This is a genomic window from Leptolyngbya boryana PCC 6306 (assembly GCF_000353285.1).
Classification (GTDB): Bacteria; Cyanobacteriota; Cyanobacteriia; order Leptolyngbyales; family Leptolyngbyaceae; genus Leptolyngbya; species Leptolyngbya boryana.
Genome location: NZ_KB731324.1, coordinates 4,848,123 through 4,861,522, shown reverse-complemented (window position 1 = coordinate 4,861,522; position 13,400 = coordinate 4,848,123). Strand labels below are relative to the sequence as shown.

General features: G+C 48.6%; 13 protein-coding genes. 9 read left to right on the top strand and 4 right to left on the bottom strand.

The genetic code is table 11. The features are described 5' to 3' along the window. Positions 1 to 13: 13 nt before the first annotated feature. Both LEPBO_RS0124375 and LEPBO_RS44525 read right to left on the bottom strand, forming a co-directional pair. On the bottom strand, positions 14 to 349 hold the full coding sequence (locus tag LEPBO_RS0124375) for a XisI protein (protein WP_017290214.1): 336 nt from the start codon (positions 347 to 349) through the stop codon (positions 14 to 16). Positions 350 to 364: 15 nt separating this feature from the next. After that, on the bottom strand, positions 365 to 724 hold the full coding sequence (locus LEPBO_RS44525) for a hypothetical protein (RefSeq protein ID WP_017290213.1): 360 nt from the start codon (positions 722 to 724) through the stop codon (positions 365 to 367). A 56-nt stretch (positions 725 to 780) separates the two neighbouring features. Between LEPBO_RS44525 and purC the strand changes: the two genes are divergently transcribed. The 6 genes from purC to lpxB all read left to right on the top strand — a co-directional run bounded on the left by purC (position 781) and on the right by lpxB (position 7,496). Beyond that, a complete protein-coding gene (gene purC, locus LEPBO_RS0124365; RefSeq protein WP_017290212.1) occupies positions 781 to 1,509 on the top strand; it encodes a phosphoribosylaminoimidazolesuccinocarboxamide synthase in 729 nt (242 codons plus the stop codon). Positions 1,510 to 1,689: 180 nt separating this feature from the next. After that, positions 1,690 to 4,017, top strand: a complete 2,328-nt coding sequence (locus tag LEPBO_RS0124360; protein ID WP_017290211.1) for a BamA/TamA family outer membrane protein — start codon at positions 1,690 to 1,692, stop codon at positions 4,015 to 4,017. 2 nt (positions 4,018 to 4,019) lie between these two features. Continuing rightward, positions 4,020 to 4,892 carry a UDP-3-O-acyl-N-acetylglucosamine deacetylase gene (gene lpxC / locus LEPBO_RS0124355; RefSeq protein WP_017290210.1) on the top strand — a complete coding sequence of 291 codons (873 nt, stop codon included), beginning with the start codon at positions 4,020 to 4,022 and terminating at the stop codon, positions 4,890 to 4,892. A gap of 21 nt (positions 4,893 to 4,913) precedes the next feature. Continuing rightward, entirely contained in the window at positions 4,914 to 5,417 is a 504-nt protein-coding gene (fabZ, locus tag LEPBO_RS0124350; RefSeq protein WP_017290209.1) for a 3-hydroxyacyl-ACP dehydratase FabZ, read from the top strand. Positions 5,418 to 5,486: 69 nt separating this feature from the next. Beyond that, positions 5,487 to 6,293 (top strand): acyl-ACP--UDP-N-acetylglucosamine O-acyltransferase, encoded by an 807-nt coding sequence (gene lpxA / locus LEPBO_RS0124345; protein WP_017290208.1) that lies wholly within the window; start codon positions 5,487 to 5,489, stop codon positions 6,291 to 6,293. A gap of 42 nt (positions 6,294 to 6,335) precedes the next feature. After that, positions 6,336 to 7,496, top strand: a complete 1,161-nt coding sequence (gene lpxB / locus LEPBO_RS0124340) for a lipid-A-disaccharide synthase (protein ID WP_036046524.1) — start codon at positions 6,336 to 6,338, stop codon at positions 7,494 to 7,496. A gap of 108 nt (positions 7,497 to 7,604) precedes the next feature. On the opposite strand, the gene LEPBO_RS0124335 is transcribed toward lpxB, so the two are convergent. Together LEPBO_RS0124335 and LEPBO_RS0124330 are read right to left on the bottom strand one after the other, a co-directional pair. Beyond that, complete coding sequence (locus LEPBO_RS0124335; RefSeq protein ID WP_026148886.1) at positions 7,605 to 8,576, bottom strand: heme o synthase; 972 nt, start codon at positions 8,574 to 8,576, stop codon at positions 7,605 to 7,607. 38 nt (positions 8,577 to 8,614) lie between these two features. Beyond that, positions 8,615 to 9,535: a COX15/CtaA family protein gene (locus LEPBO_RS0124330; RefSeq protein WP_017290205.1), complete on the bottom strand. Its 921-nt coding sequence runs from the start codon at positions 9,533 to 9,535 to the stop codon at positions 8,615 to 8,617. 304 nt (positions 9,536 to 9,839) lie between these two features. On the opposite strand from LEPBO_RS0124330, the gene LEPBO_RS0124325 reads away from it, so the two are divergent. Genes LEPBO_RS0124325 through LEPBO_RS0124315 form a run of 3 tightly spaced genes read left to right on the top strand, consistent with a single transcriptional unit; the run spans position 9,840 to position 13,355 of the window. After that, entirely contained in the window at positions 9,840 to 10,913 is a 1,074-nt protein-coding gene (locus LEPBO_RS0124325) for a cytochrome c oxidase subunit II (protein ID WP_017290204.1), read from the top strand. Between the two features lie 9 nt (positions 10,914 to 10,922). Further along, positions 10,923 to 12,683, top strand: coding sequence for a cytochrome c oxidase subunit I (gene ctaD, locus LEPBO_RS0124320; RefSeq protein ID WP_017290203.1), 1,761 nt, complete (start codon positions 10,923 to 10,925; stop codon positions 12,681 to 12,683). Between the two features lie 57 nt (positions 12,684 to 12,740). Then, the gene (locus LEPBO_RS0124315; RefSeq protein WP_017290202.1) at positions 12,741 to 13,355 is read left to right on the top strand and encodes a cytochrome c oxidase subunit 3; all 615 of its coding nucleotides are present in this window, start codon (positions 12,741 to 12,743) and stop codon (positions 13,353 to 13,355) included. The last annotated feature ends 45 nt before the right edge of the window (positions 13,356 to 13,400 follow it).

Genomic DNA, 13,400 nt, shown 5'->3' with positions numbered 1-13,400 from the left:
CTCTCAGCGATCGCTAAGCCACACCATACCCTGTATCAGGTCTTGCATAAGCAGGTTGCAGACCCAAGACAATGTCCTCTCTAGTGACACCCATCTCAACCAGTTCTTGAGCAATCAATCGATCAGTTTGATTGCGCTGAATCCAAATCTTGCCATTCTTAATATCCAGGTGCATCAAACAGCTATAAAAACGCCGCTGTCCCTGCCAACCCAAGCTAACCAACTGGTAATGATCGTTTTCGCGATCGCAAATCACCTGAGTTTCTAATTGATCGTCCTGATTCCCTTCAGCAGCATACTGTTCTAACAGCGATCTAATTGCTTGCCGATATTCCTCTAATCGTTCCATCAACTAGAACCCGCATTACTTGTATTTCCCGATCAGATAATCTACATATTCTTCCTGAGTATCGCTCTCGACATCTGAAGTTTTGGCAATCCCTTTCAGACGTGACAGATTTCCCCGTTTCGGTTTCGGTTCAGTTTCTTGCTTCAAAGACTCTAAAAGCTCTTGTACCAGTTGCCAGCGATCGTGAGTTGACAATTGCAGCACTTGTTTTTGTAACTCTTGAAGTGTCATCTCTTCAAAAACACGGAAGTTGTTACCTGTCATTGTAATCGGTTTGAGTTTTCCGAACGTCGAACCGCGATCGCACTTCGGAAACCGCAGAAATCTATTGCGTATGATCGAGGGTGCGATCGCACGAACAGATTCATCATTCACTCATGCCACGTTCCGGAGTTGTACAATGATGAGCGTTCTAAAATTCTTGTCGTCCCATGTCTGTTGGTCAAAAACTCTACGAAGGCAAAGCTAAGATTCTCTACGCTACAGAAGATCCAGAAGTTTTGCTGACATATTTCAAAGACGACGCGACGGCTTTTAATGCTCAGAAACGCGGCAGCATTCAGGGCAAAGGCGAAATGAATTGCGCGATCGCCACCCATCTTTTCAAACTCATGATTGCCAATGGAGTCCCAACTCATTTCATCGAGCAGACTTCAGGCAACGAAATGCGGGTCAAAGCCGTCAAAATTATCCCCTTAGAAGTCGTCGTCAGGAACATTGCAGCCGGAAGTCTCTGTCAACAAACAGGACTGAAGTTAGGCACGACCCTCAATCCCCCCCTCGTCGAGTTCTACCTCAAAGACGACGCGCTCGGAGATCCCTTATTGACTCCCGATCGATTGCGAGTGCTCAATCTCGCATCAGCCGCGCAAATCGAGCAACTGATTCAAATGGCAAACCAGATTAACTCGGTCTTGCAAACTTTCTTTCAGCAATGTGGCATCACATTAGTGGACTTTAAGTTGGAATTTGGAACCGACTCGCGCGGAGAAATTATCCTGGCAGACGAAATCAGCCCGGATACTTGTCGGCTGTGGGATCAATCCGAAACCGATCCCGATCGTCGCGTCTTAGACAAAGATCGCTTCCGGCGGGACTTGGGAAATGTGGAAGGTGCTTATCGGCAAGTAATGGAAAGGGTGCTAGGTCAGACGGTATGATCTGCAAAATGTTGAAAAATGCAGCATCAGCCAGTTGAAAATCCTTCACATGGATGGGTATTGATACTCAGGGTGCGGTACAATCTTGCCGATTAGCGGGATCGTGACTAACTTCTGTGATGTTGTTGTGTCTGCTTTGAGCAGAAAGAGTGTGAGGACGTGCGAAAAACTGTGAATACTATGCGCTTATCTCCTGTTGTGATGGCTGCGGTTGCGTTGACGGCAACGCTTGGCTTGTCGCATTCTGCTGAGGCAAAATCGCCCCTTCAGCCAGCTAAATTGACGGATCGATCGACCGTTTCCAAATCTAAACCTTCTGCAAAAGATGTCGTTGTGAAAACGACTCCTGTGATGCAGACGAGCCAGCCTGTCGAGACGCGACTGAACGGAAAAATGGCTCCAGTAATCGCTCAGGCAGGAACGATCGAGCAAGAAACGCCCGATCGGATTCAAATTAATCCAACGGCTCCCATCACGCCAACTACGCCGACTCTTCCAACGGTTCCAGAAACCGCACCGATTACGCCTGAAGGACAGCAGACTCCTTCAGAAACGCCTTCAGAAGCGGTTCCAACCCAGCCTTTACAGCCAGGGCAGCCAACTCCTCAACCAGAGCAGCCAACTTCCCAACCCGGACAACCGACCCAACCTCCCGCTGAAGCTGAGCCAAGAGTGTTAGTGTCTGAAGTCGTTGTCTCAGGTGTTGACGGGGAATTGCAGCAAGAAGTCTATCGTGTGATTCAAACTCAGCCCGGACGGACAACAACGCGATCGCAGTTGCAAAACGATATCAACGCCATCTTTGCGACTGGATTTTTCTCGAATGTGAGAGCGACCCCGGAAGATACACCGCTTGGAGTGCGGGTCACGTTTGAAGTAACTGCGAATCCGCCGTTGAAGTCGGTACAGCTTGAAGGCAGCAAAGTCGTCCCCGCAGATGTGGTCAATCGAATCTTTAGCCCTCAGTACGGCAAGATTACGAACTTCCGAGATTTGCAGAGTGGCATTCAAGAACTGACGAAATACTACCAAGATCGTGGGTTTGTCTTGGCGCAGGTGATTAACGCCCAACAGCCGCAGATTAACCCAGACGGAACGGTTGTCTTGCAGGTCGCAGAAGGCGAAATCGAGCGAATTCAGGTTCGATTTATTAATAAAGAAGGCAGCGATCGCGATGCCAAAGGCAATCCGATTCGGGGTAGAACGCGGGACTTTATTATTACGCGCGAACTCGAATTAAAGCCTGGACAAGTTTTTAACCGTCAAATTTTAGAGCGCGATTTCCAACGACTATTTGGACTAGGACTGTTTGAAGATCTCCGTCCGTCTTTGGATGTGGGTGAAGATCGCCGAAAAGTGGTTCTTGTCGTAAATGCCGTCGAGAAAAATACCGGAAATATTGGGCTTGCGGGCGGTTTTAGTTCAGCTAGTGGCTTCTTTGGAAGTCTCAGCTATGGACAGCAAAACGTTGGCGGGAACAACCAAAAGCTGAATGCTGAAGTGCAAATTGGTCAGCGAGATCAGCAGTATGAACTGTCGTTTACTGATCCTTGGATTGCAGGTGATCCGTACCGGACTTCTTACACGTTAAGCGTGTTCCGACGCAGAACGATTTCGCTGATTTTTGATGGGGGTGATCCCGAAGTTCGACTGGGAAATGAAGATCGCGATCGACCCAGAATTAATCGTACAGGTGGCGGCATTAGCTTTGCCCGTCCGCTGTCGCGCAATGTGTTTGAGCGAGCCGAATGGACAGCTTCACTCGGATTACAGTATCAACGAGTCACCGCAACCGATGCGGATGGAATTCGTCGCCGAGTTGATGAATTGGGTAATCCGCTGACCTTTGATCCTTCGGGTAAAGATGATTTGTTCACCGGGCAGTTAGTGCTGAGACGCGATCGCAGAAATGATTTTCTGCAACCGACAGGCGGCTCCGTTCTGCAATTTAGTACCGAACAATCGCTACCGATTGGGTCAGGCAGTATTTTCTTCAACCGATTGCGGGGAAGTTATAGCTTCTACATTCCGACTCGATTGACGAAATTTACGCCTGAATGTCGCGATCGCGATACCCGTCGAGTTGATTTGCAGAACCAACCTCAAGGGCGCTGTGCCCAAGCCTTTGCGTTCAACATTCAAGGTGGAACAATCCTGGGAGATGTGCCGCCGTATGAAGCGTTTCCATTGGGTGGAACCAACTCGGTACGCGGTTACGATGAAGGCGATGTTGGAAGCGGTAAGAGCTACTTGCAAGCGACCGCAGAATATCGATTCCCGATCTTCTCGATTATTTCGGGCGCGCTATTTGTCGATGCTGCGACTGATCTCGGCTCAGGCGATAAGGTTCCAGGAAATCCGGCAGGCGTGCGGGGTAAACCTGGCAGTGGTTTGGGCTATGGAGTCGGTGTGAGAGTACGATCGCCCTTAGGTCCAATTCGGATCGACTTTGGTTGGAATGATCAAGGCGGCAACAACATTCGCTTCGGCTTCGGGGAGCGATTCTAAACATGGTCAGCACGCAGAATCAGGGGCGCATGACTCGACAGGTGCAACGATCACTTCGTCAAAGCTTCTCTTGTTATGGAGTCGGACTGCATAGCGGCGAAGAAACGACAGCGAGAGTGTTACCGGCTGAGCCAGGACGAGGACGATATTTTGTTCGGACAGACTTACCTGGTGCGCCTGAGATTCCGGCTCGAATTGAGTCGGTGCGTGAAACGATGCTGTCAACCGAACTGGTAAATGGAGATGCCAGAATTCGCACAGTCGAGCATTTGCTGGCATCTCTCACAGGCATGGGCATTGATAACGCTCGCATTGAAGTCGATGGAGCGGAAATTCCCTTATTAGACGGTTCGGCGCGATCGTGGACAAGCGCGATCGCCCAAGCAGGAATTGTCGAGCAGACCGAAGAGAAATCTGCGATCGTCATTTCCGAACCTGTATTCGTGCGTCATGGCGATGCATTTGTGGCGGCATTGCCATCGAGCGAACTGCGATTTTCTTATGGCATTGATTTTGATCTCAGCGCGATCGGAAATCAATGGCACAGTTGGAAATTTGATCCCGAGACATTTGCCACCGAAATTGCTCCAGCCAGAACATTTGGATTAGCTCATCAGATCGAACAGTTACGAGCGAATGGTTTAATTAAAGGCGGATCACTTGAAAATGCGTTGGTTTGCAGTAGTGAAGGATGGATAAATCCACCTTTGCGCTTTTCAAATGAACCAGCGCGCCATAAACTTCTAGACTTAATAGGAGATCTCAGTTTATTGGGGACGTTGCCAACGGCTCATTTTTTGGCGTACAAGGCGAGTCATGAATTGCATACTCAACTCGTGCGTCAACTGTCTGAGATTTTACCTGCACATTTTTAGTTCTATACTCCTTACCCGCCCATGACAACCGTGATCGAAACCCATACTGCACCGCTCGAAAATGTTGAGACTCCCGCTGAGCCTGAAGTGAAGAAAACCTTCACCACTGAGGAGATTCATCAGCTTCTGCCGCATCGCTATCCGTTTGCTTTAGTCGATCGCATTATCGATTTTGTGCCTGGAAAATTGGCGGTTGGAATTAAGAATGTCTCGTTTAATGAGCCTCAGTTTCAAGGCCACTTTCCAGGTCGCCCGATTATGCCGGGTGTGCTGATTGTTGAAGCGATGGCACAGGTTGGTGGCGTTGTTTTAACTCAAATGGCAGATGTGCAAGAGGGCTTGTTCATGTTTGCTGGAATCGATGGTGTTAGATTCCGTCGTCCGGTTGTGCCAGGTGATCAACTGGTTATGACTGTGGAACTGCTTTCAGTCAAGGGTCGTCGATTTGGAAAGATGCGCGGTCGTGCCGAAGTTGACGGACAACTTGCATGTGAAGGTGATTTAATGTTTGCGCTAGTCGATTAAGATTAGTGCGATCTGAGCCTATGTATCGATCGCGGCTATGTCTTCCTTTTAACCCTTCTACCCTTCGCTATGGCCCCAACCTTGATCCATCCGACCGCTGTAATTCACCCGAATGCTCAACTTCACCCAACCGTCCAAGTTGGTGCATATGCTGTGATTGGAGAACACGTAAAGATTGGTGCGGGGTCAAGTGTTGGGCATCATGCGGTGATTGAAGGGTGGGTTGAGATTGGGGAGCGGAATCAGATTTTTCCGGGTGCTGCGATCGGGCTTGAACCCCAAGATTTGAAATACGACGGATCGCGGGGGCTAGTGAGAATCGGCAACGGCAACCAGATCCGAGAATATGTCACGATTCATCGCCCGACCTTTGCCGATCGCATTACGCTCATCGGTAATGGCAATCTGCTCATGGCTTATGTGCATGTGGGGCATGAGTGCGTGATTGAGGATCAAGTGATTATTGCCAATTCGGTGCAGATGGCGGGACATGTGCATATTGAATCGAAGGCGAGATTGAGTGGCGTGATGGGCATTCATCAGTTTGTCTGGATTGGGCGACATGCGATGATTGGAGGCATGAGTCGCATCGATCGAGATGTGCCGCCGTTTGTGATTGTTGAGGGAAATCCGTCTCGGATTCGGGCATTTCACCAGGTTGGTCCGCAGCGATCGGGGTTTTCGTCAGAAGATTTGAGTTTGTTGAAAAAAGCGTATCGTACTGTATTTCGATCGGGCTTGGCGATGAATGAGGCGTTAGAGCGATTGGATCTATTGCCCGAAAATGAGCATGTCCAGCATTTTCAGCGATTTTTGCAACTGTCAATGTTGCCAGGGCGTAGAGGATTGACTCCGAGTGCGACGTTGAAGGACTGATTCGCTGTGTTTGCGGATCAGAGGATCGAGACAGAAGGAGTTATGAAAAAGCGAATTTTTATTAGCACGGGCGAAGTCTCTGGCGATTTGCAAGGCTCATTACTCGTCAAAGCTCTCTACGAACAAGCCAGCGAACTCGGAATCGATATCGAAATTCTGGCACTCGGCGGCGATCGTATGGCAGCAGCAGGTGCAAAACTTCTCGGCAATACGGTCGGAATTGGGTCGATCGGGATTATTGAAGGTCTACCCTACCTTCTGCCGACGCTGAAAGTTCAGAAACAAGCCAAGCGATATCTCCAAGCGCATCCGCCCGATCTCGTTGTGATGATGGATTATAGCGATCCGAATATCAGCATTGGTTTACATGTGCGCAAGCACTTGCCGACGGTGCCAACGGTTTACTTTATTGCGCCTCAAGAGTGGGTGGTCAGAATTAATCAGAAGAAAACGGATTGGATTGTGCAGATCAGCGATCGCATTCTCTCGATCTTTCCTGCTGAGGCTGAATACTACGCCGAACATGGTGCGAAAACTGAATTTGTCGGACATCCTTTAATCGATCGCATGAAAGATGCACCTGATCGGAGTTCTGCTCGCGAAAAGTTAGGGATCTCGTCCGATGAAACGGCGATCGTGCTTGTTCCTGCTTCGCGTCAGCAAGAAATTAAATACATGCTGCCTGCAATTTTTGGTGCGGCACAGCAGATTCAGGCGAAACTTCCCGATGTGAAATTTCTGATTCCCTTGTCGTTGGAGCGGTATCGATCGCAAATTTTAAGCGCGATCGCACAATATGGCTTAAATGCGGTGATTGTAGAAGGTTCACCCTTGAACGCGATCGCTGCTGCGGATTTAGCGATTACAAAATCGGGAACCGTGAATCTTGAAATTGCGCTGCTCAATGTTCCGCAAGTTGTGATGTATCGATTAGCTCCTTTTACGGCTTGGGTGGCTGAGCATATTTTGAAATTGGAAATTCCCTTTGCATCGCCTCCGAATTTGGTCGGTATGAAGGAGATTGTGCCGGAGTTTCTGCAAGATGAAGCAACCCCAGAGAATTTAGCGCGATCGGCAATGGAATTGTTGCAGACAGAGAAGCGGGAGAAAACGATCGCCGATTATCAAGAAATGAGACGAGTATTAGGTGAACCTGGTGCCTGTCGTCGAGCAGCGAAATCAATCCTGGAAATGGTGGGATAGAAGCTGGAAAACCTGATTCAGCACTCTGTCGATGTGCAAAAATGCAAAAGTCGGAGCTTCCAAAAAAACTCCGACTCGACGGGATTGTGTCTGTTTTGAGATCTGTCTTTAAAGCAATGCGCCAATCACCGTTTGCATATGTTGAGCGATCGCGCTGACCATCTGATGCGTCATCGGCAGCGAATCAATTCCCATGCCTGCACAGAGCAGCATTAAGTACAGAATCGAATATTTGAACGTCGATCGAGCCACCATCAAATCCGATGGAGCCTGCATCAACTTCCAAGCTTTCTGAACAAAAATTCCGCCCAACAAAAGCGCGATCGTCGCATAAACTGCTCCCATCACATGCAGTGGATAAACGAGCAAGAGCGAAACCGGAATCAAAGACAACGTGTAGTAAAAAATTTGCTTACTGGTTGGTTCATTGCCATCAACAACGGGCAACATTGGCACGCCAACTTTGGCATAATCTTCGCGAATCATAATCGCCAACGCCCAGAAATGGGGCGGTGTCCAAAGAAAAATAATCGCAAATAAGACCCAAGCTGCCCAACTCAGATCCCCTGTGACCGCAGCCCAACCCACAAGCGGAGGAATCGCGCCCGCCGCACCACCGATTACAATGTTTTGGGTGCTGTGACGCTTGAGCCAGTGAGTATAGACGACAACGTAGAAGAAAATGCCTGACATTGCCAAGCAAGCACTGAGAAGATTCGCGAAATAGGTTAATAAGCCAAATGATAATACCGCTAACGTAATCGCAAAAATCAAGGCATCTCGGGGACTCACCCGCCCAGAAGGGAGCGGACGAGAGCGAGTCCGTTCCATGATGTAATCGATATCGCGATCGTACAGACAATTAATCGTATTTGCTGAGCCTGCGGCAAACGTACCACTCAACAAAGTTACGATCAACAACACAGGATCAACTTGACCTTGAGCTGCGATCCACATTCCGCCTGCAGTCGTGATGAGCAGCAGCAAGATAATTCTTGGCTTTGTTAACTGCCAATAGCTTTTAATCACTTGCAGAACATCTTGGTTATGGCGAATTACGCCTGTCGCTGAATTTTGCATTTCCATACCTGGTCAAACGAGAGAGTAGAACTATAGGTTTAAGCTTCGGCTTCGAGGGCTGGAGTCGAGTCTCTCAGCGCTAAAACCGTAAACACCAGTAAAGTCCCAAGCAGTGCGGCTCCAGTAGCTTGATGGGCAACCGTCAAAGGTTCAACCTGTAGCCGTAGCTTGAATGTTGCAACGCCCAAAGTTAACTGAAGAACAAGCAACAATCCCGCTACGTTGATTAAACGACGGAGGAGAGGATGCAGCGCTGGAGTTCGCCAAGCCAAAATCACCAAAGATAAAACTGCGATCGTCGGTGGAACAATTCCCGCAATGTGGCTATTCATCACGCTGCACAATTGCGATTGCCCAAAACATTGATGCAATGCCCACTGAGAAGAAACTAAGCCGCCCAGAATGCTTTGAAAATAGACAAAGCCAGTTGCAGCAACACCGAACCAGCGAAGCTTACCGACTGTTCCGGTTCCCTGATAGGGCATTAAAGACGTTGCGATCGCCAGCAAAGTACTAAAGAACAACAAGCCAGTTCCAAGATGTGCAGTCACAATGTCAAACCGTAACAATTCTGTAACAGTTAGACCTCCTAAAACACCTTGGAAAACCACGAGAAATAGTGCAAACACGGTTGCCCAGGGTGTCCATTTTGGCAGGTCTTGCCGGAACCACCAAGCGACTGCCACTAGCGCGATCGCGCCAAACCCGATCGAGGTTGCAATCAATCGGTGAAACCATTCTAGAAAGACTTCTAGATTCATTTGCGCACGAGGGACAAATTCGCCATAACACAAGGGCCAATCCGGGCAAGACAATCCTGCGTTCATGACGCGTGTGGCGCTGCCCAGTGCCATCAAGAACAACGTTGAGATCGCGAGCGCAAAGACGAGCCGCGTAATCCAACTGCGAGCCGCAGCGGGTCGAACGAGCGTTGAGGGGTTAAACGATGAATCAGACATAGAGGTATTTCGCGGGGCAGGTTACTAAAACTGTCCAAAACAAAATAAAAGTTTATCAATTGCGAGAGCATCCGCTCTAAGCTCTACTTTAGACATGGAATCCTAGAACGCCTGCGACCTTTGGGAATTCTTCGGATTTGAGAAAAACAAAATCGGTATCCTGTAATACTTTCAGCTAGATCCCAAAGAAAATCTTAAAGTTCAGGTTGAAAGTGGGCATTTTCTGGGCAACCTGACCTACCGTGGAAGGAGACTAGACCAGGATCTAGAACTCTTGAAGTCGTAAAGGCAAGATGGGTGAGCCGTGAATATTCCTAGTCAAATTTCAACTCTTCTTGCAGGCATTGTTTTGACGCTTGTCAGCCTCTGGTATGGTCAAAACCATAACCTGCTTCCCGTGGCGGCGACAGAAGCTGCGCCACTGGTCGATAATTTATTCAATGCCATGTTAACGATTGGGACAGGTATTTTCCTGCTCGTTAACTTTGTATTGGTGTTCGCATTGTTACGTTTTCGTCGGAAGTCAGGTGATGAAAGCGATGGTGATCCAGTTCATGGAAATATTCCGCTCGAGATTGTCTGGACAGCGATTCCTGCCATCATTGTGTTAGGTATTTCGATTTATAGCTTTGATATCTACAATTCTGAAGGTGGCTTCGACCCGATGGATCATTCGGTCGCGCATGGACAACATCATCAGATGAAGGGATCTGCAATCGCTGCTCCTTTAATCGCAGACGTTGATCCCAATCAAGCCACAGATACAGCCGTGAAGCAAAATCCAGTCACAAATGCGGTTGAAGAAGACATTCCCGCTCGTCGTGATGCTCCGGTGATGGGCATTGAATCTCCCAAGGTTGGCAGGATTCCTGCCGGAAAAGAACCGCTGACGATTGCAGCAGCAGGCATGCAATATGCTTGGCTATTTACTTACCCAGACGAAATTATTTCTGGTGAGTTACATTTACCCGTGGGTCGTCCTGTGGTCATGAATATCACCGCTAACGATGTGCTGCATGCGTTTTGGGTTCCTGAGTTTCGCTTAAAACAAGATGCGGTGCCGGGTCGCCAATCTGAGATTCGGTTTACGCCGACTGTCGAAGGAGACTATCCAGTCATTTGTGCTGAGCTTTGTGGGGCGTATCATGGCGCGATGAAGACACATGTTTTGGTTGAATCGCAAGAAAGCTATGACGCTTGGCTACAAAGTATGAAAGTGGCGCAGGCAGATGAACAAAACCGAGCGATCGCGCTCAGTCCAGCACAGATGACTGATGCGGAATATCTTGCTCCTTATGCTCAGGATGCAGGGGTTACTCCTGAAATGCTGCACCAGCTTCACCCGATGAGCGAAGGCTCAGAAGCGTATTCCTCTTAAGAATTTGTTATGACACAAGCAGCCGAATTTCAAGAACAAGCGAATCGCCCTGCTCACGGGCAAGAACCCGGAAACTGGCGACGCTACTTTAGCTTTAGTACCGATCATAAAGTGATTGGGATTCAATACCTGGTCACGACGTTTGCGTTTTACCTGATTGGCGGTGTGCTGGCAACGATGGTGCGAACGGAATTAGCAACTCCGGATTCGGATTTCGTGAGCCGCGAAGTTTATAACAGTTTGTTTACCGTTCACGCGACGGTGATGATCTTTTTATGGATTGTGCCAGCAGGAACAGGTGGCTTTGGCAACTATCTTGTTCCCCTAATGATTGGGGCGCGAGATATGGCGTTTCCTAGACTGAATGCGCTGGCGTTTTGGATCATTCCCCCGGCAGGGCTAATGTTGATGAGTAGCTTCCTCGTCGGTGCGCCGGAAGCAGGCTGGACAAACTATCCGCCGCTTAGTTTGATTACAGGCAAAGCGGGAGAAATGATCTGGATTCTCAGCGTGCTTCTACTGGGAACTTCATCAATTCTGGCTGCAATTAATTTTCTTGTCACGATTTGGAAAATGCGGGTTCCCGGCATGGGCTGGAATCAGATGCCGCTCTTTTGCTGGGCAATGTTCGCGACTTCGATTTTGGCGTTGATTGCGACTCCAGTTCTAGCGGGCGCTCTGATTTTGCTTTCGTTCGATGTGCTGATTGGGACGGCGTTTTTTAATCCCACGGGTGGCGGAGACCCGATCGTTTATCAGCATTTATTCTGGTTTTATTCTCATCCCGCTGTTTACATCATGATCTTGCCTGTGTTTGGCATGATCTCCGATATCATTTCGGTTCACGCTCGGAAACCAATTTTTGGCTATAAAGCGATCGCGTATTCTAGTCTGGCAATTTGTGGATTGGGCTTGATTGTTTGGGTTCACCACATGTTTACGAGTGGAACACCGCCCTGGATGCGGATGTTCTTTATGATCACCACCATGATTATTGCGGTTCCAACTGGGATTAAGATTTTTAGCTGGTTGGCGACGCTTTGGGGGGGCAAGTTGGACGGAAGTTCAGCGTTGCTGTTTGCAATGGGATTTATTTCTCTGTTCGTGGTGGGTGGTATTAGCGGCGTAATGGTCGCTTCTGTTCCATTTGATATTCACGTCCATGATACTTACTTCATTGTTGCTCACCTGCACTACGTTTTATTTGGTGGCAGTGTGTTTGGGCTATATGCCGGATTCTACCACTGGTTCCCGAAAATCACGGGACGAATGATGAATGAGACTTGGGGCAAGGTGCATTTTTGGCTCAGCTTTGTAGGCTTTAACTTAGCCTTTATGCCGATGCACAAATTGGGACTCGAAGGCATGAACCGCCGAGTGGCTGAGTACGATCCCAAGTTTGCGACGTTGAATTTGATTTGTACGATCGGGGCTTATTTGCTTGCAGTTTCAACCTTGCCGTTTATTGTCAATGCGACTTGGAGTTGGTTGCGGGGTGAGCCTGCGGGGGATAATCCTTGGCGGGGGTTGACCTTAGAATGGATGACAACCTCGCCCCCTCCGGTTGAGAATTTTGACGCTGATCCAGTCTTAGCGACAGGTCCGTATGACTATGGCATGGGTTCGCGATCGCAAGATGTGGATGTTCCATTTTCGGATGCGAGTGATCCTGCCTTGTCGGCTGGCCCAAGCTCAACTTTGAGAGCGAAACCTGATCCGGTGGTTGCCGCTGATCCGAGTGATCGAGGCACTGAAAGTCACAATCGCTAACTTCTGTCAGGATGGAAACTTTGCTTTTCATCCTTTGCCCTTTAATTGCTCAAAGCTATGACCACTATCGATCCTGCAAAAACTTCTCTCAACTATCATCACGAAGCTGCGGCAGAGGCACATCACGAGCATCCTGATCTGCGGATTCCAGGACTGATTGTGTTTTTGCTGGCAGAAGGCATGATTTTTCTGGGGCTGTTTATGGCGTATTTGGCATTTCGAGCCGTTACCCCGGTTTGGCCTCCAGAAGGAACTCCGAAACTGGAACTGTTACTGCCTGGAATCAACACAGCGATTCTGATTGGCAGTAGCTTTGTGATTCATAATGCGGATTCTTCGATTAAGAAGAATGATGTGAAAGGCTTAAGACTCTGGTTTGCGATTACTGCAGCGATGGGTGCTGTGTTTTTGGCGGGTCAGCTTTATGAGTACTTTCATCTAGAGTTCGGATTGAAGACGAACATTTTTGCAAGTACATTTTATGTTCTGACTGGGTTCCACGGGCTGCACGTTTGTTTTGGGCTGATTTTGATTCTGGCGGTGCTTTGGCGATCGCTCAAACCCAACCACTACAATAGTGAAAAACATTTCGGAGTAGAAGCCGCAGAAATCTACTGGCACTTTGTTGATGTCATCTGGATTATTTTGTTTTTGCTACTCTATATTCTCTAGAGTTAGAACCCTAGTAAAAAGCGGATGTGGGTTTCTACATCCGCT

Bases quoted from the DNA above. Each gene is read 5' to 3' on its own strand.
- LEPBO_RS0124375 (WP_017290214.1), bottom strand. From the start codon at position 349: ATGGAACGATTAGAGGAATATCGGCAAGCAATTAGATCGCTGTTAGAA.
- purC (WP_017290212.1), top strand. From the start codon at position 781: ATGTCTGTTGGTCAAAAACTCTACGAAGGCAAAGCTAAGATTCTCTAC.
- LEPBO_RS0124360 (WP_017290211.1), top strand. From the start codon at position 1,690: ATGCGCTTATCTCCTGTTGTGATGGCTGCGGTTGCGTTGACGGCAACG.
- lpxC (WP_017290210.1), top strand. From the start codon at position 4,020: ATGGTCAGCACGCAGAATCAGGGGCGCATGACTCGACAGGTGCAACGA.
- fabZ (WP_017290209.1), top strand. From the start codon at position 4,914: ATGACAACCGTGATCGAAACCCATACTGCACCGCTCGAAAATGTTGAG.
- lpxA (WP_017290208.1), top strand. From the start codon at position 5,487: ATGGCCCCAACCTTGATCCATCCGACCGCTGTAATTCACCCGAATGCT.
- lpxB (WP_036046524.1), top strand. From the start codon at position 6,336: ATGAAAAAGCGAATTTTTATTAGCACGGGCGAAGTCTCTGGCGATTTG.
- LEPBO_RS0124335 (WP_026148886.1), bottom strand. From the start codon at position 8,576: ATGCAAAATTCAGCGACAGGCGTAATTCGCCATAACCAAGATGTTCTG.
- LEPBO_RS0124330 (WP_017290205.1), bottom strand. From the start codon at position 9,535: ATGTCTGATTCATCGTTTAACCCCTCAACGCTCGTTCGACCCGCTGCG.
- ctaD (WP_017290203.1), top strand. From the start codon at position 10,923: ATGACACAAGCAGCCGAATTTCAAGAACAAGCGAATCGCCCTGCTCAC.
- LEPBO_RS0124315 (WP_017290202.1), top strand. From the start codon at position 12,741: ATGACCACTATCGATCCTGCAAAAACTTCTCTCAACTATCATCACGAA.